This window comes from Massilia sp. FBCC-B171, assembly GCF_059134155.1.
Genome location: NZ_CP101443.1, coordinates 886,875 through 912,674, shown reverse-complemented (window position 1 = coordinate 912,674; position 25,800 = coordinate 886,875). Strand labels below are relative to the sequence as shown.

17 protein-coding genes and 1 pseudogene are annotated in these 25,800 nt (G+C 63.8%); 11 read left to right on the top strand and 7 right to left on the bottom strand.

The features are described 5' to 3' along the window. Positions 1-135 precede the first annotated feature (135 nt). The 7 genes from NMB41_RS04135 to NMB41_RS04105 all read left to right on the top strand — a co-directional run bounded on the left by NMB41_RS04135 (position 136) and on the right by NMB41_RS04105 (position 9,395). Positions 136-2,340 (top strand): glycosyltransferase family 4 protein, encoded by a 2,205-nt coding sequence (locus tag NMB41_RS04135; protein ID WP_494381218.1) that lies wholly within the window; start codon positions 136-138, stop codon positions 2,338-2,340. Between the two features lie 61 nt (positions 2,341-2,401). Next, on the top strand, positions 2,402-3,292 hold the full coding sequence (locus NMB41_RS04130; protein WP_494381217.1) for a sulfurtransferase: 891 nt from the start codon (positions 2,402-2,404) through the stop codon (positions 3,290-3,292). Next, positions 3,292-3,612 carry a hypothetical protein gene (locus NMB41_RS04125; RefSeq protein ID WP_494381216.1) on the top strand — a complete coding sequence of 107 codons (321 nt, stop codon included), beginning with the start codon at positions 3,292-3,294 and terminating at the stop codon, positions 3,610-3,612. The genes NMB41_RS04130 and NMB41_RS04125 overlap by 1 nt, the downstream gene beginning before the upstream one ends. 9 nt (positions 3,613-3,621) lie before the next feature. Next, positions 3,622-6,546: a glycosyltransferase gene (locus NMB41_RS04120; RefSeq protein ID WP_494381215.1), complete on the top strand. Its 2,925-nt coding sequence runs from the start codon at positions 3,622-3,624 to the stop codon at positions 6,544-6,546. Beyond that, complete coding sequence (locus NMB41_RS04115) at positions 6,543-7,409, top strand: hypothetical protein (RefSeq protein ID WP_494381214.1); 867 nt, start codon at positions 6,543-6,545, stop codon at positions 7,407-7,409. The genes NMB41_RS04120 and NMB41_RS04115 overlap by 4 nt, the downstream gene beginning before the upstream one ends. An 8-nt stretch (positions 7,410-7,417) precedes the next feature. Then, complete coding sequence (locus tag NMB41_RS04110) at positions 7,418-8,806, top strand: glycosyltransferase family 2 protein (RefSeq protein WP_494381213.1); 1,389 nt, start codon at positions 7,418-7,420, stop codon at positions 8,804-8,806. Positions 8,807-8,867: 61 nt separating this feature from the next. After that, positions 8,868-9,395, top strand: a complete 528-nt coding sequence (locus NMB41_RS04105) for a hypothetical protein (protein WP_494381212.1) — start codon at positions 8,868-8,870, stop codon at positions 9,393-9,395. Between the two features lie 28 nt (positions 9,396-9,423). Here NMB41_RS04105 and NMB41_RS04100 read toward each other — a convergent pair. From NMB41_RS04100 to NMB41_RS04075, 6 genes and pseudogenes are all read right to left on the bottom strand, one after another. Then, a pseudogene (locus NMB41_RS04100) lies at positions 9,424-10,191 on the bottom strand (UTP--glucose-1-phosphate uridylyltransferase); the annotation flags it as partial. A 48-nt stretch (positions 10,192-10,239) separates the two neighbouring features. Beyond that, positions 10,240-10,500: a hypothetical protein gene (locus tag NMB41_RS04095; protein ID WP_494381211.1), complete on the bottom strand. Its 261-nt coding sequence runs from the start codon at positions 10,498-10,500 to the stop codon at positions 10,240-10,242. Between the two features lie 337 nt (positions 10,501-10,837). Continuing rightward, a complete protein-coding gene (locus NMB41_RS04090; RefSeq protein ID WP_494381210.1) occupies positions 10,838-12,469 on the bottom strand; it encodes a glycosyltransferase family 4 protein in 1,632 nt (543 codons plus the stop codon). A 1-nt stretch (position 12,470) separates the two neighbouring features. Then, a complete protein-coding gene (locus NMB41_RS04085) occupies positions 12,471-13,199 on the bottom strand; it encodes a glycosyltransferase family 2 protein (protein ID WP_494381209.1) in 729 nt (242 codons plus the stop codon). 103 nt (positions 13,200-13,302) lie between these two features. Further along, positions 13,303-14,922: a GT99 family glycosyltransferase N-terminal domain-containing protein gene (locus tag NMB41_RS04080; RefSeq protein ID WP_494381208.1), complete on the bottom strand. Its 1,620-nt coding sequence runs from the start codon at positions 14,920-14,922 to the stop codon at positions 13,303-13,305. A 78-nt stretch (positions 14,923-15,000) separates the two neighbouring features. Then, complete coding sequence (locus NMB41_RS04075; protein ID WP_494381207.1) at positions 15,001-15,435, bottom strand: hypothetical protein; 435 nt, start codon at positions 15,433-15,435, stop codon at positions 15,001-15,003. A 492-nt stretch (positions 15,436-15,927) separates the two neighbouring features. On the opposite strand from NMB41_RS04075, the gene NMB41_RS04070 reads away from it, so the two are divergent. The 3 genes from NMB41_RS04070 to rfbA all read left to right on the top strand — a co-directional run bounded on the left by NMB41_RS04070 (position 15,928) and on the right by rfbA (position 19,631). Beyond that, entirely contained in the window at positions 15,928-17,580 is a 1,653-nt protein-coding gene (locus NMB41_RS04070) for a histidine kinase famiy protein (protein ID WP_494381206.1), read from the top strand. Between the two features lie 69 nt (positions 17,581-17,649). After that, the gene (gene rfbB / locus NMB41_RS04065) at positions 17,650-18,744 is read left to right on the top strand and encodes a dTDP-glucose 4,6-dehydratase (RefSeq protein WP_494381205.1); all 1,095 of its coding nucleotides are present in this window, start codon (positions 17,650-17,652) and stop codon (positions 18,742-18,744) included. Beyond that, positions 18,741-19,631, top strand: a complete 891-nt coding sequence (rfbA, locus tag NMB41_RS04060) for a glucose-1-phosphate thymidylyltransferase RfbA (RefSeq protein ID WP_494381204.1) — start codon at positions 18,741-18,743, stop codon at positions 19,629-19,631. Before rfbB ends, rfbA begins: the two co-directional genes overlap by 4 nt. Before the next feature lie 766 nt (positions 19,632-20,397). On the opposite strand, the gene NMB41_RS04055 is transcribed toward rfbA, so the two are convergent. Continuing rightward, positions 20,398-22,479, bottom strand: a complete 2,082-nt coding sequence (locus NMB41_RS04055; RefSeq protein ID WP_494381203.1) for a glycosyltransferase — start codon at positions 22,477-22,479, stop codon at positions 20,398-20,400. 841 nt (positions 22,480-23,320) lie between these two features. On the opposite strand from NMB41_RS04055, the gene NMB41_RS04050 reads away from it, so the two are divergent. Beyond that, on the top strand, positions 23,321-25,717 hold the full coding sequence (locus NMB41_RS04050) for an IS701 family transposase (RefSeq protein WP_494381202.1): 2,397 nt from the start codon (positions 23,321-23,323) through the stop codon (positions 25,715-25,717). Positions 25,718-25,800: the final 83 nt, after the last annotated feature.

The window sequence follows — 25,800 nt, the reverse complement described above, 5'->3', positions numbered from 1 at the left end:
CAATTAGACAACAGGCTCTCCGCAGGGCCGGCCGCGCCGCCTCAGCCTGCGCCGTCTTATAATAGTGTCCATGGTATTTCTGGCCGCCGCGGCCCCGCTTCCCGTTCCGACGATGACCTTCGCTTCCCTCTTCCCGTGCCTGCCCTTCCTGCCCCGATGAACGCGGCGCCGGCGACCCTGCTCGACCTGCTTGCGGCCGAGCCGGCGGCGGGCGCGATTGTCGTCCTGCCCGGCCCTGCGCTTGACGCGGCCGTCACGCCGGCGGCACGCGCCGGCCGTGCGCGGCCACTGCGCCGCCTGGCGGCGCCATTGATGCTGGCTGCGCGCATGGTGCTGCGCCGCCCGCAGGTACGCCGGCTGGCGCTGCGCATCCTGAAGCGTTTCCCCGGCCTGTATGCGCGCGCCTACCGGATGATGATGGCCTCAGGGAGTGCCGGCGCGACGCGTGGCGAAACCGACAGCGTCGGCGTCGCCTCCTTGTCGCCGCGCGCGAATGCGATCCTGCGCACCCTGCGCAGGCTGCAGGCAGGCGTGCCGCGCCAGCCAGGCACGCGTCCGCGCCTGGCCTTCGTTTCGCCGCTGCCGCCGGAGCGCACCGGCGTTGCTGCTTATGCGCTCGAACTGCTGGCCGAACTGGCGGACCATGTCGAGATCGAACTGGTCGTCGCCCAGCAAGAGACCATCCTGCCGCCGGCCTTCGCCGGCCTGCCGGTACGCCAGGCGGCCTGGTTTGCCGACCATGGCGATGCGTACGACCAGGTGCTTTACCAGTTCGGCAACAGCCCCTTCCACAGCCACATGTTCGCGCTGCTGGAGAAACACCGGGGCGTGGTGGTGCTGCACGACTTCTTCCTCGGCGGCGCGCTGGTGCATGCGCAGATGAGCGGCGCGAACCCGCGCGCCTGGATCGGGGCCCTGTTTGATTCGCATGGCTATGCAGCCGTGCGCGCGAGCGAAAGCGCAGCCGGCCGCGGCCAGGCGCACAAGGACTGGCCTGCCAGCCTGCCAGTGCTGGAAAACGCCACCCGCACCATCGTCCACTCGCGCCATGCGCGCCATGCGCGCCAGCTCGCCGCCGACTGGTTCGGCCCGGACGCCGCGCAGCGCATCGACGTCATCCCGCACCCGCGCACGCCGCCCCCGGCCGTCGACCGCGCCGCCGCACGGGCCGCGCTCGGCATTCCCGACGACTGCTTCCTCGTCTGCAGCTTCGGCTTCGTCGCCCCGAACAAACTCACCCATGAACTGCTGCGCGCCTGGACCGGATCGGCGCTGCACGCCGACCGCCGCTGCGCCCTGGTGCTGGTCGGCGCCAATCACGACAGCCCGTACGGCGTCGAGGTCGAGGCCCTGATCCGCGCAGCCGGGCCGGATGCCAACATCCGCATCGCCGGCTGGACCGATAACGCCGTCTACCGCCAGTACCTGCAGGCAGCCGACGTCGGCGTGCAGCTGCGCACCAACGCGCATGGCGAGAGCTCGGGCGCGGTCCTCGACTGCATGAACTACGCCTTGCCCACGATCGTGAATGCGAACGGCTCGATGGCGGAGTTTCCGCCCGAGGCGCTCTGGCAGCTGCCCGACGCCTTCGCGGTCGCCGAACTGAGCGCCGCACTGGAGGCGCTGCGCAGCGATCCGGCACGGCGCCAGGCGCTCGGCGCCGGCGCCGTGGCCCTGCTCGACGCGCAGTTTCGTCCGGCCAGGTGCGCCCAGCTTTATTTGGCCACACTTGCCGCCGCGCGCGCGGCCACGCTGGCGCAGCACGCGGCCTGGCGCGCGGCGCTGGCGCAAGCGGCCCCGGCGAACGAACAGGACCTGATCGGCCTGGCCGCAACGCTGGCCGGGAATGAACCCGCCGCGCGGCGCCAGCTGCTGGTCGACGTCAGCCACTGGAACGCGCCCGGCGCCTTGGCCGACCCGCTTGGGGCCGCCCAGCTGCGCGCCTTGCTGGCGACGGCGCCGGCGCAGCTGCGCATCGAGCCGGTGGCCATCGACACCAGCGGCGCGGCGCCGCGCTATCGCCAGGCGCGCAATATCGCCGGGCGCGTGCTGGGGCTGGACTGGGGGCCGCAGGACGAGCCGGTGGTCGACCTCCACGCAGGCGACATCTATTACGCGCTCGACGCAGCCTCCCCGGCCGTAACGGCGGCAGCCGACGCCGGCCTGTTCGCCGCCTGGCGTGCGCGCGGCGTGCGCATCAACCTGCTGGTGCGGACCATGGATGCGGGGGCGGCGCCGCGCACGTCGGGTGCCGACCGCCTGCTGTGCACCTCGGAGGCGATTGCACAACAGTTGGCGGCCGAATCGGCGTCCTGGAAGCAGGCAAGCCAGCCGGGGTGATTTCGGCACCAGCCCGACGGCTTATAATAGCGGTTGACCAGAATTGAGCTACTTGGCAATCATGCAACCCAACATCCAACAAACGCCGGCCACGCATGCAGCACCCGAAACCGGCCACTACGTCAACATTGCGGCCTATAAATTCGTCAGCTTCGACGACACCGAGGACATGCGCCCGCAGTTCCAGGAGATCTGCGCCCGATTGAAACTGCGCGGCACGATCCTGCTGACGCCGGAAGGCATCAACATGTTCCTGTCCGGCCTGCCGGAAGACATCGACGCCTACCTGGCCTGGCTGCGCAGCGACGCGCGCTTCGCCGACATCGAGGTCAAGTACAGCCAATCGCAAGAACAGTCGCACAAGCGCATGCTGGTGAAGATCAAAAAAGAGATCATCACCATGCGCATGCCGCTGATCAAACCGGAGCTGGGCCGCGCGCCCGCGGTCGCAGCGACCACCCTCAAGCGCTGGCTCGACCAGGGCCATGACGACAACGGCAAGCCGGTCGTGATGGTCGACACCCGCAACGACTTCGAGGTCGACGTCGGCACCTTCGAGAACACGGTCGACTACCGGATCGCCAAGTTCACCGAGTTCCCCGAGGTGATCGCCGCCCACAAGGGCGATTTCGCCGGCAAGACCGTGGTCACCTTCTGCACCGGCGGCATCCGCTGCGAAAAGGCGGCGATCCACATGCAGAACATCGGCTACGACAACGTCTATCAGCTCGAGGGCGGCATCCTCAAGTATTTCGAAGACGTGGGCGGCGCCCATTACACAGGCGACTGCTTCGTCTTCGACTACCGTACCGCGCTCAATCCAAAGCTCGAGCCGACCGTCACCACCCAGTGCTTCGCCTGCCGCGCCATCGTCACGCCGCGCGAGCAGCTCGCGCCGGAGTATGTGTATGGGGTGTCGTGTCCGCATTGCGCGGATACGCCTGCGGCCTGATGACGCGCAAACTGCCCCCTTCGGCCGCTTCGCCGCTGCTCCAGCGCTTGAAGGGCGCGCCGCGCCGTGCCGTGAAACAAGCGGCGCTGCGCGCGGTGTCGTACATCGTGGCACGCCCGCGTCTCGACGATTTCCTGCGCCGCCAGATCTACCGCTTCCCGGCGCTGGCTGGACGGGTACGGGCGAGCGTGGCGCAATCGCGCCGCAGCGACTGGCAAAGCCTCCCGGTCCCGCTGGCAGACGAAGCGGAGCTGTCCGATAGCGCGCGCCAGGTCCTGCACGACCTGCAGCGCGCGATCGAGCGCGCCCGACCACAATAAGGTTTATCGATGCGCATCCTTCTCGACTTGCAGGCCTGCCAGGCTTCCAGCATGCACCGCGGCATCGGCCGCTATTCGATGGCACTGGCGCTGGCCATGGCGCGCAACAGCGGCGCGCATGACCTGCGCATCGTCCTGAACCAGGACTATCCCGACACCGTCGAAGCGATCAGGAAAGCTTTCGATGGACTGGTCCCGCAATCGCACATCACCACTTTCGCCGCGCCGGTACCGGCCGGCGAGGTCGATCCGCGCAATGCCTGGCGCGTGCGCTCGGCCGAACGCATTCGCGAGCATTACCTGGCCAGCCTGCGGCCAGATATCGTCCACGTGGCCAGCCTGTTCGAAGGCCTGGGCGACAATGTCGTCGCTTCGCTCCTGCATGGCGAAGAGCGCTTCGACACCGCCGTCACGCTGTATGACCTGATTCCGCTGATGCGCAAGGAGCGCTACCTGGGCGATCCGAACGTCGCCGCCTGGTATCACCGCAAGCTCGAGAGCCTGAAGCAGGCCGACCTGCTGCTGGCGATTTCCGCATCGGCGCGCGAGGAAGCGATCGGCCTGCTGGGCCTGTCGTCCGCCAGCGTGGTCAACATCTCGTCGGCAGTCGATGCCATCTTCCGTCCGCGCGAACTGGATGCGGCGGCGCGCGCCGACCTGCTCGGGCGTTTCGGCCTGAAGCGCCCGTTCATCATGTACACGGGCGGCATCGACTACCGCAAGAATATCGAAGGCCTGATCGAGGCCTACGCCGTGCTGCCGCCGGCGCTGCGCCGCCAGTACCAGCTGGCAGTTGTGTGCAGCATCCAGAATCCGGATCGCTTCCGTCTCGAACGCCTGGCGGCCAGCCTGGGGCTGGCCGGCGACGACCTGCTGCTGACCGGCTTCGTTTCCGACGACGACCTGGTATCGCTCTACAACTGCACCGCGCTGTTCGTGTTCCCTTCCCTGCATGAAGGCTTCGGCCTGCCGGCCCTGGAGGCCATGGCCTGCGGCGCACCGGTAATCGGCTCGAACACGAGCAGCATCCCGGAAGTGATCGGACGCGAGGATGCCTTGTTCGATCCGGCCAGCATCGCCGATATCAGCGCGAGCATGGGCCGCGTGCTGGGCGACCCGGCACGCCAGGCGGAGCTGCGTGCCCATGGTGCAGTCCAGGCGGCGAAGTTCTCGTGGGATGCCAGCGCACAGCGGGCTTTTGCCGCTTTCGAGGAACTGCACGCGCGCCGCGTCGGCGCGCGCAGCGTCGCCGGCAGCAGTCCCGTTTCCGGCAAGCCGCGCATGGCTTTCATCTCGCCGCTGCCGCCTGAGCGCTCGGGGATCGCGCACTATAGCGCCGACCTGTTGCCGGAACTGGCGCGCTACTACGACATCGAACTGGTCCTGGCCCAGGACAGCGCCGCGCTTCCCGCCGCCATCGAGGCCCTGCCCCGGCGTTCCGTCGAATGGTTCGAACAGCATGGCCACGTCTACGACCGCATCGTTTACCAGTTCGGCAATTCCCATTTCCACGCCCATATGTTCGCGCTGCTCGAACGCCATCCGGGCGTGGTGGTCTTGCATGACTTTTTCCTGAGCGGTGTCGTCAGCGTTGGCGAGGGCGAACACCGGCTGCCGAACAATTACTGCCGCATGCTGTACGTCTCGCACGGCTACCGGCCCCTGGCCGAGGAAAAGACCGAAGGCCGGCCGGCATCCTGCGACGCCTATCCCTGCAACAAGCCGGTCCTCGACCGCGCCACCGGCGTCATCGTGCATTCGACGCATGCGTTGGCGCTGGCACGGCAGTGGTACGGCCCGGGCCTGGTCGACGACTGGCGGGTCCTGCCGCTGTTGCGGCAGTTGCCGGGCCAGGTCGACAAGGCGGCAGCGCGGCGCACGCTCGGCCTCGGCGACGACGATTTCGTGGTCTGCTCGTTTGGCCTGCTGGCACCGACCAAGTGCAACGAACGCACCGTCGAAGCCTGGCTCGGCAGCACGCTCGGCGAGGATCCGCGCTGCCACCTGGTGTTCGTGGGCGATGCCGGCCCGGGACGCTTCCGCGTTGCGCTGCGCGAGCGCATCGCCGCGCATCCGCGCATCCGTATCACCGGCTATGCCAGCCAGGCGCAGTACCAGGACTACCTGGCCGCCGCGGACGCCGCGGTACAACTGCGCAACGGATCGCGCGGCGAGACCTCGGCCGGCGTCCTCGACTGCCTGTCGTTCGGGCTGGCGACCATCGTCAACTCCCACGGTTCGGCAGCCGAAGTGCCGGAAGCGGCCTGCCTGCGCCTCGACGACGCGTTCAGCGACGCCGCCCTGGGGGCGGCCCTGGAACGGCTGCGTGGCGACAGCGGCCTGCGCACCCGCCTGGGCGCCGCGGCGCGCGCCTACATGGAAACGGCGCACGCGCCGCCGCATGTCGGAGCACTGTACCGAGATGCCATCGAAGCCTTCGCGCGCGACAGCGCGGGCGCATCCGAGGCACGCCTGATCGCGGCGCTGGCGGGCAGCAGCACCGCCGTTGCGCTTCCCGACTTGCTCCAGAGTGCAGCCGCGATCGCCGCCAACCGTCGACACTGCGGCGACCGCCAGTTGCTGGTCGATGTGGGCGCGCCGGTTCAAGCCGAACACGCCACCCTGCTCACGGGCCTGATTGCACAAGCACCGGCAGGCTGGCGGGTCGAACCGGTACGCCATGACGGCACCCATTATCGCTATGCACGCCGCTTCACGCTCGACCTGATCGGCCGCACCGACTTGCTGCTGGAAGACGCCGTGGCCGAAGTCCATTTCGGCGACGTGCTGCTGGCGCTGGAAGGCGATGCCGCGGTCCCGCCGAAATGGCGCGCACGCGGGGTGACGGGTATGGCGCTGGGCGCGGACCTGGCCGGCGCCGGCGGCAAGGACGATATCGAACGTGTGACCCAGGCCTTGTCGACTATCCCATGAAAACACTCGTCAAACAGATCGTTCGCAAGGCCTCGACCCTGCCGGGCATCGGCCGCCTGGTGCGGATCGCAGCGGCCGTGTACCGCCTCCCGGAGCTCCGCGAAGAACTCCTTGCACTGGTCTCTGGCAGCTATCCGCAGGGCGCGAAGCCGGCACGACCGGCGCTGTGGCAGGCGATGGCTGAACTGCGCGAAAACACCATCGCCGACGCCAACCTGACGCGATCGGTGCCGGTCACCCTGCGCCGGCTGACGCGCGACGTGCATGCGCTGCGCCAGCGGCTGCACGGGGCTGGTGATGCTCCGGCCACCCTGGATGACGTGCCGCGGCGCCTGGTTCCCCTCCTCGCGTTGCCGGCACAGCCGGCCGCCGGGGAAATAGGACTGCTCCGGCTGTACCTGGGCAATGGCGAGCCGGCGCCGCCTGGTTACGCCGGCCTGTGCACCGGCGCCCTGGCCGGCGCACAGCCATTGGTCCCGGGAGTCACCGACGAAGCTGACGTCGCCTACCGGTTCGAGACCTTCACCCAGTCCGAACTGCGCCAGCAGGTGCTGCCGCAGTTGCATGCCTGCCTGAAGGCCGGTGGGCGCTTGCGCGTGCTTGGCGCCGACGCGGGCGCCGCCCTCGCGGCCTATGCGGCGGGCAGCTGCGGCTACGAGGAACTGCGCGAGGCGCTCTACGGCGCGGGGGATGGCGGCGCCCGGCCGCAGCTGAACATGCTCACGTCCGACAGCCTCGCCGCCCTCTTGCGCGAGGCTGGTTTCAGCGTCGCGGGCATCGCGCATACCGGCCCCCGCGACGGCCGTCCGTACACCTTCGAAGCGATTGCCGAGAAGCCCCTGGCGAACCAGCCTGCACACTGAAGGGCCACATGCCGCTGACATTTTCGATCGTCATCAACACACTCAATCGCGCGACGCTGCTGGCCAAAACGCTCGACAGCCTGCGCTGGCTGAAGTATCGCGGCCAGTTCGAGGTCATCGTCGTCAACGGCCCATCGACCGACCACTCCCAGGAAGTGATCGACGCCTGGCTGCCCTCGATCCGCGCGGCGCGCTGCGATGTGGCGAACTTGTCGGTCTCGCGCAATATCGGCATCTGCATGGCGCGCGGCGACGTCGTCGCCTTCATCGACGACGACGCCATTCCCGAGCCCGAATGGCTGGCGCAGCTGGCCCAGGCTTACGACAGCCCTGCCGTCAGCGCCGCCGGCGGCCTGGTGTTCGACCAGACCGGCTATAGCTACCAGTACCAGTATTCGACCGCGAACCGGCTGGCGAACGCCAACTGGAACCTGACCCGGAACGCCGATCACCTGGCCTTCCCCGGCTCGTTCGAATTTCCCTACCTGCAAGGCACGAACGCCTCGTTCCGCCGCAGCGCCCTGCTCGAGGTCGGCGGCTTCGACGAGGAAATCGAGTACTACCTGGACGAGACCGAGCTGTGCTGCCGGCTGGTCGATACGGGCTACCTGATCCGGCAGTTACCCAACGCTTACGTCCACCACAAGTTCGCACCGAGCAATATCCGCAACGAGCACAAGATTACGCGTTATCGCTATCCGGTCATCAAGAACAAGCTGTATTTCGCGCTGAAGCATGCGCGCGACTATGTCCCGCTGGCCGATATTCTCGAGGACAACCGGCGCTTTGCCGCGCAGCAGGCCGAGGAGGTCGAGCTGCACGTCGCCGCCGGGCGCTTGCCGGCAAGTGAACGCGCCGAGCTTGCCGCGCAGCTGCGCAGCGCCTGGGAGCGCGGGATGATGCGCGGGCTGTCCGGAGAATGGGAATACATCACGCCGGAAAAGCAGCGGGCCCATGGGGGCGAGTTCCGGGCCTTCGACCGGACGATTGCGGCGGACGCGCCCAGAGCCCTCGTGCTGGTCGCGCGCCGGGTAGCGCCCGCCGAAGAAGCCCTGGCCCGAGCGCTGGCGGAGCAAGGGCATATCGTCTGCGTCATCAGCGAAAGCCCGGATTTCAATCGGGTCGACCTCGAGGACGGCGTCTGGATGCACCGCATCACGGCGCAAGCATCGGCCCGTCCGGCGCATGCAATCGACAGGGGCGTGCCGCAAAAGGCCTGGGACTGGTCGGCCAGCGTACGCACCGAGCTGCAGCGCCTCGCCACGCACCGCCGTATCGACGCCGTCCAGGCAAGCGGCGCCGCAGACACGGTGGCCCTGGCGGACGGCGAATGGCCGCTGACTTCGGGCGTCAAGGCATTGGAAACCATCATGAACGGTCAGGCCATCCGGGCCTGATTTCCCTGCGTGGTGGAGCGGCGGCCTGATTCTGCCGAACGTCGCGCTGGAGGACCAGGCCGTGTATACGCGCCATGTGGGTGCTTATCTGCGCGAAAATATCGCCGTCTTCCTTGCCGGGCGCGTCCATACCTTTTCGGCCGCCACTGGGCTGGGCGAAAAAGGCTTCAAGATGGCCGATATGTACCGGGCGAACTGGCCGAGCCGGTGGATTCCGCCCCAGGATTACCATGTCGACCTGACCGCGGGCCGTCCTTTCCCGGTAATGTTCGACCGTCTGAAAACGTGGTTCGACCGATCAGCAGAATTCAACCCGCGTTTCACCTCGGGATCGGCTATCTTCTGGAACATCATTCCTTGGCTTGCGCTGCTCCTGATCGTCATGCTGACCCGCCGACACGGCCGCGCTCTCCGGCTCGCCGTCGTGATCGTTGTGGTCCGGGTGCCCATCGTCTTCCTTGGCGCTCCGGCATCGCAATTCAAGTATTATCTGCCAGTGATGTTGTGTGGCGCCTTCGTTCTCGCGATGGCGCTTCCGGCCTGGCTGGAAATGATACGCCGCCGCGGTTCAGCCCGCGCGGCAACCTGAGATGCCTGATTGCCCTACCTGATGGCGATCAGGCGAGCTGCGAACGCAGCATGTCCTGCAGATATCGTTTAAAGTCTGCCCCTACTTCGGGGTGACGCAGCGCGAAATCGACAGTGGCACGCAGATAACCGAATTTGCTTCCGCAATCGAAACGTGTCCCCTTGTATTTCAGGGCCAGTACCTGCTCATTCTCGAGCAGTAACTGGATCGCATCGGTCAATTGCAACTCGCCGCCGGCACCCGGTTTCAGGGTGCGAATGTGATTGAAAATGCTCGGCTTCAGAATGTAGCGGCCGACTACCCCAAGGTTCGACGGCGCAGCGGCAGGCTCAGGCTTTTCGACAATACCCGATAGCTTGACGAAATGATCTTCCCATTCGCGCCCGGCAATCACACCATAGGACTTCGAATCGTCGCGCGCGATTTCTTCGACACCGATGATTGAACTATGGTAGTGATGGAACACGTCGACCATTTGCGACATCACTGGCTGCTCGCCGTGCAGCAGGTCGTCGGCGAGGATTACCGCGAACGGGTTGTTCCCGACGAGTTTTTCGGCGCAGAGTACGGCATGCCCCAGGCCCAGCGCTTCGGGCTGCCGGACATAGAAGCAATCGACGTGGCTGGGCTTGATGCTGCGCAGGACTTCCAGCAGCTTTTCCTTGCCACGCGCTTCCAGCTCCGCCTCGATCTCATACGACTTGTCGAAGTGGTCTTCGATCGCGCGTTTACTGCGTCCGGTCACGAAAATCATTTCGGTGATACCGGCAGCCATTGCCTCCTCGACCGCGTATTGATCTACAGAATAGCTCCGACCCATCAATCAATGACTCTGTCGCAGGCTTTACTGCACCCAGCGCAATGTGACACCGCACCAAAAATTGTTCTGCGCTTTCTCGTCCATATAGAGCTCGGCTAGCAGGGGAGAAACCTGGCCGTCGCCGAATGGCACCGACAACTTGGCTTGTTTCGGATCGAGGATACCGGTAGCGAGTGGCGCGCGATCGTTGATGCGCAAGAGGGTCACGTGAACAGGACCAACGCACCGCAAGTCGTTCAGGCTGATCTCGATCTCTTTCGCTTTCCCGGGCAGCATACGCAGCAATACCGTTCCGGGGAAATGTGGCGGCAGCGGTGTGACTGTTACATTATCGGCAAAGTTGCCGGCAAAGGTGGGATAGTCGAGCTTGAGCTCTTTCTCCGTATTACGGTCCGGGTAAACGACATACCCCCGGGGTCCACCCAGCGGTCCGGCCGCGGCGCTTTCGGCGTCTCCTGGTGGCTGGACGAATACTTCGTGGCCGAGGTAGGCCAGCCCTCACAGGATGACGAAGCCGGCACCGAGCCGAATCAGATTCTTTTTCATGTGTTCACGCAAAATATTTCGAGGCAACGAAGCATGCCCCGAATGATCAGAATGCAAAGTGGATTGGTCGAGGCGATCAGGCTACCGCATCGACACGCGTTTCAGCGCTCTGCCCGGCTGATTCTTTCGGGACAAGGTTCGCTTCCATGTTGAGGTAGCCAGGCACGCGTGCGATTGCTTCGACAAAATAATCCCACGAATGGACCTGCTGCACACGTTGTGCCTGGGTACGTGCACGTTCTTCGCGATGGGCACTGTCGTTGGCAAGGCGCTGGATTTGCGCGACATAAGCGGGCACATCGGCACACTCGGGCACCAGCCATGCATCCGAAATGAACTCGACGATGCCGCCAACCGCCGGCGCCACGACCGGCAACCCGGCCCTGGCCGCTTCCAGCAGGATGTTCGGCATGCCATCCCACTGCGTGGTGTAGACCAGCGCCAGGTGATCGGGGCGCACGACGGCATAGAAATCGTTGAACGCGCCGCGCAGGCGCACGTTCGGCGCCTTGCGCAAACCGGCCATGGCAGGGCTCTCCTGGTTCACGACTGCCTGACCGTACACGTCGAAGGTCCAGTCCGGCATCGCCTGTGCGATGGCGAGCAACACGTCCGGGCGTTTCTGGCGGTCCAGGCGTCCGGCCCACAGCAAGGTACGGGCAGCCGGCATCTGCGGCAGAAGCGGCTGTGCCGGCTCGCGTACCGGGAACGGCACGACGTGGAACAGCGACGGAGCCATGCCCATGGAACGCGACCACTCGGCACCCACGACGCCGTTATCGGAAATGACGCCATCGAGCGATTCGTAGCAATCCATCAGGAAAGTCTGCGCATAGCCCACGAGCTGGCCAGCTTCGGATACGTCGTCGCAATACAGCGAGGCATAGATCCTGGTGGTGTGACGCAAGGCTTTCGAATGCAAGGCCACCATTTCCCAGCCGAGGTAAGAATTCATCAGGTGAATCGTCTCGGGGGCCAGCTGCAGCATCAGGCGCACCATGACCAGGCGCCGCTCGTCAGCCGACAGCTGCGCCATGTCGGTGCCGGCATCCAGGAACTGCACGCCTTCGGGAAGACGGCTGGCCCATGGCGAATCGGCAGCTTCGGTACCAATCACCAGTACTTTCTTGCCGAACGTATCATGCAGGGCTGTGGCGAAGTGGATGGCGCCCAAGTCGGCGCCACCCTGCTTCAGCCAAGGCACCAGGATGACCACGTCGATCTTGCTGGTCACCTGGCGCCGCAGGCGTGCATAAACAATGCCGGGATAGTGGTGCTGGAGCGGCATCGCGTAGTACTGGAGGTGCGGGGTGATCGGGCCCGCCGCATGGAAGGCCGGATCGAGCGTGGCTGCGATTTCCTCCATTTCGCTGGCGGCCCAGGACGGCAACGCCGGCGGCACAAGGACACCGGCCTTTTCCAGTTTGATCCGCTCTTCGGCGCTCATGCCTGCCACGGAACGCACGCCGCTCAGCGGCTGCGGTACCTGGCCGCTGACGCTGCCATTCGAATTGCGCCGCTCAAGACGATGCGCCAGGGCCCGTGAGAGATAGAGCTCGGCCGTCGCGCAAGGGATGCGGTTCGGAAAAGCGAACTTCGCAATACGGAACGCCGTGCCCTTGACGGTACGCTCGAGTGCAATAGGACCACGGCGCAGTACGGCGCGATCGATCAATCGGTAAATGCGGGCAACGTGTCGATACATCATGTTAAACCTGGTCGAAGAAAGCGGAAGGCCTGATCACGGCGCCCGTGCGCTGGTGCGCGACGTTGAGCGAGCCGTTCGATTTGCGGCGTTCGAAGCGAATCGTCTCGGGTGCCGTGCGGTGCACGTAGCCGGCAGCGATCGTGTCGCAGTTCCACAGCCAGTCCTCGTAGCCAAAGCCCGATTCTCCCGGGCGCGACACTTGGTAGGGATACTCGAGGTAAACCGAGCGCTTGGCGAAGGCACACGCGTTCCACAGGTTCATGGTCAACAGGCATTCGGGCGTGTAGTACTTGCTTAACTGGTCGGGTTGCCACCAGTAGGCATTGAGTTCGCCGAACGCCACCATCAGTTCAGGGTGATAGATCGTGGTCGGTCCGTTTTCCTCGATGCCGCGCACGCAGCGCTCGATCCAGTTTTTCGAAAAATAATCGTCGCCGTCGAAGGTGCCGACGTATTCCCCGCGTGCCTTTTCGATGGCGAAATTACGCGACAAGGAGAGGTCGCGGAAATTGATCTCGTGGACCTGGTCGTCGTCGCGCAGCGCTGGATGCGACGTGATCACGCGGCGGGTTTCCGCAGTGGCATTGTCGAGCGTGATGACGAATTCGGTACGCAAGCCGCGTGCTTCGGCATACTCGCGGCAGCGCTGAATCGACAACAAGGTACGGTGGGCAAGAATGCCCTCGCCGTGCATCGTAATCACGGCACTGACGACGGGATCGGTCTTCATGTTCTGCTTTTCTCTCGGCTCGCTCGCCACCTGCCAGGTTCTCCGACGGAACCGCTGACATGGCAGCGCATTGTTGGACATGGTATGTGTGTTGTTGTATGCACTAGCGCAAAAACGGGCCCGCAGCGCGCTCGAGTGCTTCGATACGCTCGCGCTGGGCGCGGTTGAGTTCTTCGAGCAAGGCATTGTTCTGCGCCTCGGCGGTGGCATGGCGCGCTTCGAAGGCGTCGAAGCGTTGCCGCATCTCAGCCAGGGTTGCCGCCACCTCCGCATAACGGGCATCCCGTAACGCAAGTTCCTGCTTCAAGAGATCGAGTTCACTCTGCTTCGCCAAAGCGACACGCAGGGTATCACGCTCGACTTGCAAAGATTGCATTTCCTTCTCGGCCTGTTCGAATTTTGTCTGAAACCAGCAACGCGCGTCCCAGATCTCGTCGCGCTCGGCAATCGCGGCCACGTAGCGCGTCTCGAGCTCCGCCAGCTGTTTTTGCAGTGCCTCGGCGCTGCGCGAGAGCGAACGCGTGGCCGACCATAAGGCCGGATTGCGCTGCGGCATACCCGGATCGGCCGGGGCTTCCGTCTCCGCAGACGGCGTGCGCGAAAGATCGGGCAAGGCCCCCTGCGCATGCACGGCGTTGCGCCTGAGGACCTGGAGATGGCGCGCCAGACAGTCGCGCAGCGTCGCGCCGGCCAGGCGCCAGCGATAATACTCGGGGTCGTACAGCAAGTTGCCCGGCACTAGGTAAGCCAGCAGCAAGGCGTTGAGCAAGAGGTCAGGGCCGGACGCGGCCTGGGGCGCGGGAGCCGGCGGCAGCGGCGCCGACAGCCCCCCGAACGGCGTATCGCCGAAGCTTGTAAACGGCAGGCCCCACAGCGCTGCTTCCGCGGCAACGCTGGAATTGATGGTCACCAGGTGTTCGATGCGCTGCAGGAAGTCCACCGACGTGGGCGAGCTATCCTGGTCGCCGAGTCCGCCGCGGTAGGCGAGGTGCGCGCCCGGATGCGAGCGCACCAGCACCTGGCCAGGCGCGAAGTTGCGCTGGGCCTGGTACAGCAGGCGGATCGCGTCGTAGCCGCGGCCATAGGCCACCGTATTCGAGTCGTCCTCGACCTGGAGCGCCACGCCGAGCGGATAGCGCGCCACCGCGGGATCGGCCTGCGCCGGCGGCTCACCGCAATACAACAGCGTACGCAAGTCCTCGCCCGTCAGGCATTCGGCGCCCTCGAGTTCGGCCGCGAGCGCGGCACGGTCGGTCCAGGCGGCCGGCGTGGTATTTCCATTCACGCCGCGGAAGTCGAAATACACCGTGTCCTGGTAGGTCAGGCCGCGGAAGGGGCCGAGTTCGTTATGGATGACGGGCTTGCCGAGCCGCGCGGCCAGCGCGGACAGGCTCGGGCAATTCGACCATGCCAGGAAGGCCTCGATCGCCTCCGCGCCGACGCCCAGCTGGCCCAGCGCGTCCGACAGGGCCGCCACCAGCGGCGCGTGCTCGGCCGTCAGCAAGTCCTTGAACGCGTCCAGGTGGTTGCGTCCATCCTCGTACAGTGCGGCGACAGAAGCAAATGGCAGCGGCACCTTGGCGTAGGCGCGATAGCGTTCCTGGCTGACGCAGGTGAAACGCATCGTCCCGAGCGCCAGCTCTTCGCCGAACGGGATGTGCTCTTCGACGAAATAGGCATCATCGCCGATGAAGCAGATTTCGCCGGGTGCGAACCGGCTCATCTGCAACAGCATAATCAGATGGAACAAGGGACCGGCACCGCGGTCCACATGAGGCATGAGGAAGGATACGAACATGGCTCAGTCCAGGGTGAACAAATTCAGTTTGGTCGCCGCATGGATCACGCGGCCGCCGTAATCGCCCCAGCTGAGCGGATTGCCCATGATTTCCAGTACCGCCATCGAGAAGCAGCGGTCGTAGAAATACGGGCTGTCGGGTGTCGGCTTGATGCCGCCATGCAGCGAATAATAGCCGCGCGACAGCGGCAGGTGCGCCACGATCTCCCAAACAAAGCGTTGTCCCGCCTTCATAATCAGCGCAAACTCCGCACTGCTGCCGGTGCCGGTGCTGCCCCAGCGCGATTTCAGGATGACGCCGAACACCAGGGTATAGCCGGCCAGCAGGAGCAGCGGCTGCAGGACCAGCCACAACAGGCCGCCGCGCGAGCGCTTGAACTTGACCGTCAGTTCGCGCTCGACGAGCTGGCGGATCAGAAAACGGTGTACCCAAAGCAAGCGCAAGGGATCCAGCGGCTTGGGAAATGTTTGACTCAATTGCATTGCATTTGCACAGTTGGAGACTACGCGACGGCGACGGTAACACAGGCCTCGACTTGATTTGCAGCCATCGACCGCGGCAAGCGTTTCGATCGCTGAAAAGGAGATGCAAACGCTCTACAGCAGCACATCAACCGAACAATTATACAAGGCAATTGCAACAGCCCCGTCGTATAAAGGTAGCAGATTGTAACGTAAAGGTTTCATTCTTCACATCATCAAGAGCCGTCCATCTCCAGTGCAAACGATCGCCCGCACCCGACAGTGATCTTCATCGCAGCGGGCTTGCCGGGCTTGCGCGCCCTCAAACGTGTGCTGCGCCGGGTACAGGCCGCGTGCGCGCTTGCGTGAACCGACGCACAGTCGGGCACCGGTCCGCCGCAGTAGCATGGAGACCGGTACTTGCTCGACGCAAGGCCGGTGCACGCTCAATCCCGCGGAAAGGACCCAATGGCAACCGGCTCCACCCCCGAAGAAAACGCAGGCAAACCGCTCGACATCCAGGGTGACGGGCAAAGCGTCGGCGTGCCCGCTTCGGGCGAAGTGGAGGGCAACGCCTTCAATCCGCTCGGCAATCCCGGCGAGAAGCACTGGCAGGCCGGCTACATTGAAGAACCCGGCTTGCAGGATCGGGGCAATATTTTCTTCGCCGCCGTCGAGATGACGCGCATGCCAATGGTCGTCACCGACCCGCGCCAGCCGGACGATCCGATCGTCTTCGCCAACCGCGCCTTCCTCGACCTCACGCAGTACGAAGAGAAGGACATCATCGGCCGCAATTGCCGGCTGCTGCAGGGACCGGATACCGACCGCGACACCGTCGCCGAAGTCCGCGCGGCGCTGGCCGAACGGCGTGCCATCGCCGTCGACATCCTGAACTACAAGGCCGACGGGACGCCCTTCTGGAACGCGCTCTACATCGGCCCGATCTTCGACCGCGACGGCGAACTGCTGTACTTCTTCGCGTCCCAGATGGACATCACCCAGCGCCGCGCCAGCGAGCAATCCTCGATGCAGGCGCAAAAGATGGAAGCGATCGGCCAGCTGACGGCCGGCATGGCGCACGACTTCAACAACTTGCTGCAAGTAATCAACGGCAACCTGGAGCTGGCCTTGCTTGCCTTGCACAATACCGGCGCGGCCGCCGCCCCGATCCGGCGTGCCCAGCACGCGGCGATGAAGGCCGGCAGGCTGACCCAGCAACTGCTGACCTTTGCGCGCAAGCAGCGGCTGGAGCCGAAACGGGTCAACCTGAATGCCTTGCTGGTGGAATTTTCGGAGTTGCTGGTACGGACCCTGGGCGACCGGGTGGAGATGCAGCTCGACCTGAAACCCGGCCTGCCCCCCTGCGAGCTCGACCCGACGCATTTCGAGATGGCCTTGCTGAACGTCGTGATCAACGCGCGCGACGCCATGCCGAACGGCGGCCGGGTGCGCGTCAGTACCACCGTCGTGGCCGGCGACCAAGTGGCCGTCTGCGTCACCGACGAAGGCGAAGGGATGGCGCCGGAGGTGATGCGCCGGGCAACCGAACCCTTCTTCACGACCAAGGGGCCGGGCACCGGCCTGGGCCTGGCGATGGTGCATGGCTTCGTGCAGCAGTCGCGCGGCCGGCTCGAGCTCGACAGCGCGCCCGGGCAAGGCACGACGGTGCGCATGGTGTTCCCGGTCGACGGCGCGCGCGACGTCGCGGCGACCGAGGACGACGAGCCCGACGCCGCCGCGCAGGAGTGCGCCAAGGCGCGCATCCTGGTGGTCGAGGACAACGAAGACGTACGCGAGCTGGCGGAAACGATGCTCGAATCCGCCGGGTACGCCGTGCTGTCGGCGCCGAGCGGCGAACAGGCCCTCGATGTGCTCGACGAGGGCGCTGAGGTCGACCTGGTGTTTACGGATGTGATGATGCCGGGCGGGATGAATGGTTTGCAGCTGGCGGACCACGTGCGCCAGCGGCGGCCCGGCACGCCGATCCTCGTCACCACCGGCTACATGGACGAGTTGCCGGCCGCGCGCGGGCAGCGGCTCGATATCCTGAGCAAACCCTATCGCCAGGAAGAGTTATTGGCGCGGGTGCGGGCGATTTTGCCGATGTCGAACGGCTGAATTACCAACCACGGACTGGAGCGCGCCGATGCCGTATCATGCGCATTTGGCTACTACGATCCCCTCTCCATGATTCTCGTTACAGGCGGTGCCGGCTTCATCGGGTCCAACTTCGTCCTCGGCTGGCTGGCACAGTCCGACGAACCGGTGATCAACCTCGACAAACTGACCTATGCCGGCAACCTCGGCAACCTGCAGTCGCTGGCAGGCGACCCACGCCACATCTTCATCAAAGGCGACATCTGCGACGAGGCGCTCGTCGCCGGTCTGCTGGAACGCCACCAGCCACGCGCGATCCTGAACTTCGCCGCCGAGAGCCATGTCGACCGCTCGATCCACGGTCCTCGCGACTTCGTCACCACCAACGTCAACGGCACCTTTGCGCTGCTGGAAGCGGCGCGCGCCTACTGGCAGGGGATGGGCAAGGACGACCAGGCCGCCTTCCGCTTCCTGCACGTCTCGACCGACGAGGTCTACGGCACGCTGGGACCGGGCGACCCGCCCTTCACCGAAACCACGGCCTACGCCCCCAACAGCCCGTACTCGGCCTCGAAGGCAGCGTCCGACCACCTGGTGCGCGCTTACCACCACACCTATGGCCTGCCGGCACTGACCACCAACTGCTCCAACAATTACGGACCCTACCAATTCCCCGAGAAGCTGATCCCCTTGATCATCTCCAACGCGCGCCAGGGCAAACCGCTGCCGATCTACGGCGATGGCCAGCAGGTACGCGACTGGCTGTATGTGAGCGACCACTGCGCGGCGATCCGGCGCGTGCTGGAAGCTGGCCGCTGCGGCGAAACCTACAACATCGGCGGCTGGAACGAGATGGCCAACCTGGACGTCGTGCGCATCCTGTGCGGCATTCTCGACGAACTGGCGCCGAATGCGGCAGGCAGCTACGCCAGACAGATCGTGCACGTGCAGGACCGCCCCGGGCATGACCGGCGCTACGCCATCGACGCTCGCAAGATCGAGCGCGAACTCGGCTGGAAACCGCTGGAAACCTTCGAGACCGGCATCCGCAAGACCGTCGAGTGGTATCTGAAACACGACGACTGGGTACGCAATGTGCAGTCAGGCGACTACCTGCGCTGGCTGGACACCAATTACGCGAACCGTGACGCGGGCCACGGCGCCGGGACCAGGACCAGCGCATGAGCATCCAACGCAAAGGCATCATCCTGGCCGGTGGCTCCGGTACCCGCCTGCACCCGATCACGGCCACGGTCTCGAAGCAATTGCTGCCGGTCTACGACAAGCCGATGATTTATTACCCCTTGTGCACGCTGATGCTGGCAGGCCTGCGCGAGATCCTGATCATCACGACGCCGCACGATCTGCCGCATTTCCAGGAGCTGCTGGGTGACGGCAGCCAATGGGGCATTCAGCTCAGCTATGTGGTGCAGCCCTCCCCCGACGGGCTGGCCCAGGCATTCATCCTGGGGCGCGACTTCCTCGGCGATTCGCCGTCGACGCTGATCCTTGGCGATAACATCTTCTACGGCACCGACCTCGCGCCCAGATTGCGCGCGGCGGGCGAGCGCAGCAGTGGCGCGACGGTCTTCGCCTACCACGTCAACGATCCGGAGCGGTACGGGGTCGTCGAGTTCGACAAGGAGCGGCGCGCCTTCAGCGTCGAGGAAAAGCCGCGCCAGCCCAAGTCGAACTACGCGATCACCGGCCTTTATTTCTACGACCACACCGTCTGCGACATCGCCGAGCGCATTCGACCGTCCGAACGAGGCGAGCTGGAAATCACGGAAATCAACCGCGTCTACCTGGAGCAGGGAGCGCTGAACGTGGAAGTGATGGGGCGCGGCACGGCCTGGCTCGACACCGGCACCCACGATTCGCTGCTCGACGCCGGCCAGTTCATCGCCGTCATCGAAAAGCGCCAGGGCTTGAAGATTTCCTGCCCTGAAGAGATTGCCTATCGCAATGGCTATATCGACGGCGCCCAACTGCGCCGGTTAGCGGCACCATTGGCCAAAAGCGGCTATGGGCAATATTTGTTGAAGATCGATCAGGAACGTTCCAACTATTAGAGGCTTACCGGTCCATGAGGCTACCCTATACTTGGCGACGCACCGTACCGCGGCCGAGCCGCCAACACGGTTCATGCTGTGTGCATGGCGTTGGCGTTGTTGCATCGGGAGCTAACCAATGCAGGAATCGACTTACTGAAGCGGCACGATCGCACCGTTTGCAAACTCGGGAATTTCCGGCGAGCGCCCAACCGCGCGTACGGTCGCGGTGGAGAAATTAGGCTATTCAGCCGAAGTCCTCGAGATGCAGCTAGCACACGAAGCCCGCGATTCGCTCGGACGCGCCTACAATCGCACGCAATGGCTCGATAAGCGGCGAGAACTCATGCAAGCGTGGGCGGAGTACCTTGACGGTCTCAAAAACACTGTCTAAACGCGAATGCGCTAGCCTCGTAGCGTCTCGATCGAACGCTCTATTCCGTCGGCTCGCAGTGGATCGTCACTGCGGGGCATATCTTCCCTCCGGCTCTTGCAAAAAACTCAGCGGCGGTCACGCATGCGCCGCACGATCCAACGCGCAGCCCGCAGACTGTGCCCCAATAGAGGTATTCGATATACAGCTGCATCACCGCGTAGCAGACGGTGCAGGCGCGACCGGCTGAACGCTCTCCAAGCGCGCGCCCCGTGTTGGTATTCTATCAACTGATGTCGCAGCAACTCTCTGTCGCGCTCAGCTGCGTCAAGCTTGCGAGCGTAATGCAACACCTGTGCGCGCAACTCAGCCACCTGTCGAGCCGTGTAATCCGTATGCACGACAGCCTCTTCGTCAAGCAGCCTTTTCATAATTCGTATCCCCGAAAATCCTTTTTATTCCTGCAAGATAGCCGGCGCGTCCATGGCGCCCCGAAATGTAGTTCAGTGCGTTGGCCGACAAGGAGGCCAATTTAGTCGGATCTTCGTAGAGCAGCCCGAGCGCCTGTACGTACTGCGACGCAGCCTGCGCATCGTCGAGCGGCAAGTCCAACAAGATGCCCGTATCTCCGTCCGTGATCGCGTCCGCGATGCCTCCAATTCCAGGGGCGATCACGGGCAGTCCGGCAGCCATCGCCTCAAGAATGATGTTCGGCAGACCGTCGTACCACGACGTATAAATAAACGCGTCATATCGATCGAGCGCGATGTCGGCGATATCGCTGAAAGCGCCCCGATAGTTGAAATTCGACATGTCCATGTGAACTCCCTGATCGAATGTTCCGTACACATCGAGGGTCACGTCCGGCATTTTCTTCGATAGTTCCAACGCCAGATGCGGGAGCAGCGACACGCGTTTCTGTTGCCCAATCCGCGACGCCCAAAGAACTCGCCTTTTGGGGCTTCCGCTCGGTCGCGCCTTTCTCTCGCCCGGCTCGATAAGAGCCGGCAGGCATGTCCACTTTTCGTGATGCAGGTCGAAGCGGTTGACGTCGCTTGCAACGGTCGCTGCATTGTCAGATACGAGCTTGGTCAACTCGTCCAGGTGGTCACAGATAAATTCCGTGCCGAAGCCACTAGTCGCCATCGTTCCCGCCGCGAAATGCATGTCATCACAGAAACGGTAATAAATGATTTCATTTTGTCTAAAATGCAGATGGTGATACTTAATCAGCCTGTGCCCGAAGAGACTTGTCTTCACGTGTATCCGGGCGTCGGGAGCGACAGACATGATCAAGCGTGCCGCAAGACGCTCACGTTGTTCATCGTTCAGTCTCGCGCCCAAGGAGTGAACATCTACGCAGGCGACATGAGAAGGAAGCTTATGGCGCCATGTGTGCGCCTCGGCGTACTCTCCAATAATTACGAGCGCATTTCTTCCAATGCCAGTATCCAGTAGGCCGCGCATCACGTCCAGGATATACCGCTCAGCGCCTCCGGGACGAAGATAAGGCAGAACGAATACGTCCGTAAATGTTCGGTCGCCGACTTCTGCACACATCTCATAGTAAACTGCGGCGGCCTCACATGAGGCCCAAGTAGGCGACCATCCCGTACTCCCTGCAGGCATCGCCGTGTCAATTATTGGGTCGGTCCTGTTCGCCGCGACCGCCAGGACGGCAAGTGCATTATTCGCGCAGTAAGCCGAAGCAATGTCGTACTGGGTCGGTTCCGGCCATGCACCACTTCGCACCCGTGCGTACTCTTTTTCAAACCTTGCCATGTATTTCTTAGGCGAAAAGAGCGGGTTATGAGGTACCTCCAGGCGGCCAGACTGCCTGGCGCTGGCCATGATGCTGTTCGGACGCTGGCGGTAGTAAAGGACAATGCCGGGACAGTACTCCAATTCGAATCCATTCGCGATCGCGGTCGAATTAAAAAGGTAGTCTTCGTACGCGTGCCCGCGAGTGTGGTCGGGATGCTCATACCTCTGTTTCTCGTACACCGACCTATGAAAGAAAGCACGCGAATTAAAGGCGTGTTGATCTACCATGAGGAATTGGCCGCGAGCGGCGTTCTCATGGCGACTGATCCATTTGCTAGCGCCGAAACCGACTAGCCATTCAGGAAACAGGATCGTTTCCCGCCCCCGACGCTTCGCGAGCGCGAGTATTTCTGCGAAGTAGTTAAACGAGACCAGGTCGTCAGCGTCTTGCGGGCACAGATACTCGCCATTCGCAACGTCGCAGCCTGTATTTCGGCTTAAACCGAGCGAGCGATTCTCGCACTCGATAATTTGCACCTTGTTAAAACCGGTGGCTCTCGTACGCTGCACCGCCTGTCGCGTTCGCTCGTCCGCACAGTCCAGGACGACAATAAGTTCTGTCCTGATCCCTTCGAAATGTGCGAACTCGGCCGCTTCGCTCAGCGATCTTATGGTGCGAGCTATGAACCGCGCCTCGTTATGAATGTTAAGAATGACGGAAATGTCCAGCATGCTGACCTTGGGTAAATTTTCCCGAAAGTTCCCATTATAGAGAAACTTTGTTCCAAGCCGGTAATCTTAATGGTCCCGAAGTCGTCACGGTAACCTTTTCCGGCTCGGAGCGGCCATTGAGCTACTCGGGTCGAAAGTTCAAACACAAGACCTTTTCGAGCTGGCTGATCGGCGTCTTTGAACTGGACTGACGGTCGCCTACCTGCTTTGATATGCTCTTGACGCACACATGCTGTGTTGCTCCGACCGCTGTTCGAGCGGGGAAACAAAACGTGGTGTACCCCGTCAGAGCATGCAATGCCCTGAGCTGGCGTAGCGCGAAGGAGACAAATATACCTTCCATGCCGTATCGGTCTGAGTGTTCTCGCGCGGCACGCGCCACTCACCTGTTACTCGGGTCTACATGCTCCCGTCGGGCCTCGATGAACTCGACCAGCATGCCGCCGCCCTCCCATTCAGGATCACCGATTGTACCTGATCTTTGACCTTTTCCATGGCGGTGTAGGCGTATGGCTCTAATCGACGCATCGGCGACCGCCGAAAGAGCGCACTTGTTGTGCAACGCTCCCGTCGAGGGCAGCGATAATTATGCATACGTTATCATTGCAATGAGTATAAGAATCTCTTCTGTCGGGAAAATTTAAAGCGCCTCCAGACACTAAGCTGGACTTTGTCCATTTGAAGGACACATGCGCGGATAAAAGGTAAGCCCGAATGTATAGTGACTGATTAACCGACTCCTGGCCGAGGTGGTTAATCATGGCAACTATTTCATCCGGGCTTACGCAAGCCACTGTAGGATGTGTTTTCCAAGCGTGCCTGGCCGCTGGTGCAGATGCTGTTGGCGGGATCCATTCTGGCAGTCGGGCCGCGCACGGTCAGCGCCGCCCTGCGTGTCATGGGCTTGTCGCACGAGCGACAGTTCCAGAAGTATCACCGTGTGCTGAACCGCGTCAAATGGTCGACTCTGGCAGCGAGCCGGCGTTTGCTTGGAATGCTGGTCGATGCGTTCGCACATGAGGGTCCGCTGATCATAGCGCTGGACGACACGATCGAGCGGCGGCGCGGTGCCATGATTGATGCCAAGGGCATTTACCGCGATCCGGTACGCTCGAGCCAAGGTCATTTCGTCAAGGCCAGCGGCCTGCGCTGGCTGTGCCTGATGCTGGTGGCGCCGATACCGTGGGCCAAGCGGTGCTGGGCGCTACCGTTTTGCACGGTACTGGCGCCATCCGAGCGCTATTACCAGAAGCGGGGGCGACGTCCCAACAAGCTGACCGACCGCGCCCGGCAGTTGCTGTTGATGGTCAAGCGTTGGGTGCCCGAGCGCCCCATCGTGGTGGTCGCCGACAGCAGTTTCGCAGCGCTGGAACTGATCGATGCGGTGCGCCGCCAGGTCTGTATCATCACCCGCTTGCGGCTCGATGCCGCTCTTTATGATCCGGCGCCGCAGCGCGCACCCGGCACGATCGGACGACCTCGTCGTAAAGGGGCGCGACAGCCAACGCTCAAAGCCATCTCGACTGCTGAGGATACCCAGTGGCGTGCCGTGACACTGTCTCAATGGTACTGCCAGGGCGACAAGGTCGTCGAGATCGCCACTGGCACTGCCGTCTGGTTTCACAAAGGGATGCGGACCGTGCCCCTGCGCTGGGTGCTGGTGCGTGATCCGCAGGATAAGCTCACACCACAAGCATTCCTCTGCACCGACGAGACCGGCAGCAGCGTGGGCAGGAAGCACTGGCAGGCCGGCCACATCGAGGAAGCGGGCCTGCAGGAGCGCGGTAACGTGTTCTTTGCCGCCGTCGAGATGACGCGCATGCCGATGGTCGTGACCGACCCGCGCCAGGCGGACGACCCGATCGTGTTCATCAACCGCGCCTTCCTCGACCTCACGCTGTACGAAGAAAAAGACCTGATCGGCCGCAATTGCCGCCTGCTGCAGGGGCCGCAAACCAACCCGGACACGGTCTCCGAAATACGCGCGGCCCTGGCCGAGCAGCGCGCCATCGCGCTCGACATCCTCAATTACAAGGCCGACGGCTCGCCGTTCTGGAATGCGCTCTACATCGGCCCGATCTTCGACCAGGACGGCGAACTGCTGTATTTCTTCGCCTCCCAAATGGACATTACCCAGCGCCGCGCCAGCGAGCAATCCTCGCTGCAGGCGCAAAAGATGGAAGCGATCGGCCAGCTGACGGCCGGCATGGCGCACAATTTCAATAATCTGCTGCAGGTTATCAACGGCACCCTGGAACTGGCCCTGCTCGCGCTCGGGCCGGCGGGCGCGGCGGCCGAACCGATCCGGCGCGCCCAGCGCGCCGCCATGAAGGCCGGCAAGCTGACCCAGCAACTGCTGACCTTTGCCCGCAAGCAGCACCTGGAGCCGAAACGCGTCAACCTGAATGCGCTGCTGGTCGAATTTTCCGAATTGCTGGTGCGTACCCTGGGCGACCGGGTGGCGCTGCAGCTCGACCTGAAACCCGGCCTGCCCGCCTGCACAATCGACCCGACGCATTTCGAGATGGCCCTCCTGAACGTGCTGATCAATGCGCGCGACGCCATGCCCGATGGCGGCCAGGTGCGCGTCAGCACGGCAGTGCTTGCCGGCCAGGTAGCGGTGTGCGTCGTCGACGAGGGCGAAGGCATGGCGCCGGATGTCGTGCAGCGCGCCACCGAACCGTTTTTCACGACCAAGGGGCCGGGCACGGGCCTGGGCCTGGCGATGGTGCACGGCTTCGTGCAGCAGTCGCGCGGACGGCTCGAGATCGACAGCGCGCCCGGCAAGGGCACGACCGTGCGCTTGCTGTTCCCGGCCGACAGTGCGCCTGAAGCGCAGCCAGCGGACCCCGCACCCGAGGAAGACGGCGCCAGGACCCGTATCCTGGTGGTCGAGGACAACGAGGACGTGCGCGAACTGGCCGAAACGATGCTCGCCTCGGCCGGCTATGCGGTGGTATCGGCGCCCAGCGGCGAACAGGCCTTGGACCTGCTCGACGAGGACGACGCGATCGACCTGGTGTTTACCGATGTGATGATGCCGGGCGGGATGAACGGGCTGCAGCTGGCCGACCAGGTACGCGCACGCCGGCCCGGCACGCCGATCCTGGTGACCACCGGCTACATGGACGAGTTGCCGGCGGCGCGCGGGCAGCGGCTCGACATCCCGAGCAAACCGTACCGGCAGGAAGATTTGCTGGCGCGGGTGCGTGCGATCCCGCCGGCGCCGAACGGCTGAGAACGAGGCCGGCCCGGACACCCCGAGCCGGCCGCAACGAACTCCCGAAAGCTCGATCCCGCCCTTGTTCGGGCACTATAATG

What these genes read in the sequence shown, in the direction of transcription:
- NMB41_RS04130 (WP_494381217.1), top strand. Translation starts at nt 2,402, where the DNA reads ATGCAACCCAACATCCAACAAACGCCGGCCACGCATGCAGCACCCGAA.
- NMB41_RS04125 (WP_494381216.1), top strand. Translation starts at nt 3,292, where the DNA reads ATGACGCGCAAACTGCCCCCTTCGGCCGCTTCGCCGCTGCTCCAGCGC.
- NMB41_RS04120 (WP_494381215.1), top strand. Translation starts at nt 3,622, where the DNA reads ATGCGCATCCTTCTCGACTTGCAGGCCTGCCAGGCTTCCAGCATGCAC.
- NMB41_RS04115 (WP_494381214.1), top strand. Translation starts at nt 6,543, where the DNA reads ATGAAAACACTCGTCAAACAGATCGTTCGCAAGGCCTCGACCCTGCCG.
- NMB41_RS04110 (WP_494381213.1), top strand. Translation starts at nt 7,418, where the DNA reads ATGCCGCTGACATTTTCGATCGTCATCAACACACTCAATCGCGCGACG.
- NMB41_RS04090 (WP_494381210.1), bottom strand. Translation starts at nt 12,469, where the DNA reads ATGATGTATCGACACGTTGCCCGCATTTACCGATTGATCGATCGCGCC.
- NMB41_RS04085 (WP_494381209.1), bottom strand. Translation starts at nt 13,199, where the DNA reads ATGAAGACCGATCCCGTCGTCAGTGCCGTGATTACGATGCACGGCGAG.
- NMB41_RS04080 (WP_494381208.1), bottom strand. Translation starts at nt 14,922, where the DNA reads ATGAGCCGGTTCGCACCCGGCGAAATCTGCTTCATCGGCGATGATGCC.
- NMB41_RS04070 (WP_494381206.1), top strand. Translation starts at nt 15,928, where the DNA reads ATGGCAACCGGCTCCACCCCCGAAGAAAACGCAGGCAAACCGCTCGAC.
- rfbB (WP_494381205.1), top strand. Translation starts at nt 17,650, where the DNA reads ATGATTCTCGTTACAGGCGGTGCCGGCTTCATCGGGTCCAACTTCGTC.
- rfbA (WP_494381204.1), top strand. Translation starts at nt 18,741, where the DNA reads ATGAGCATCCAACGCAAAGGCATCATCCTGGCCGGTGGCTCCGGTACC.
- NMB41_RS04055 (WP_494381203.1), bottom strand. Translation starts at nt 22,479, where the DNA reads ATGCTGGACATTTCCGTCATTCTTAACATTCATAACGAGGCGCGGTTC.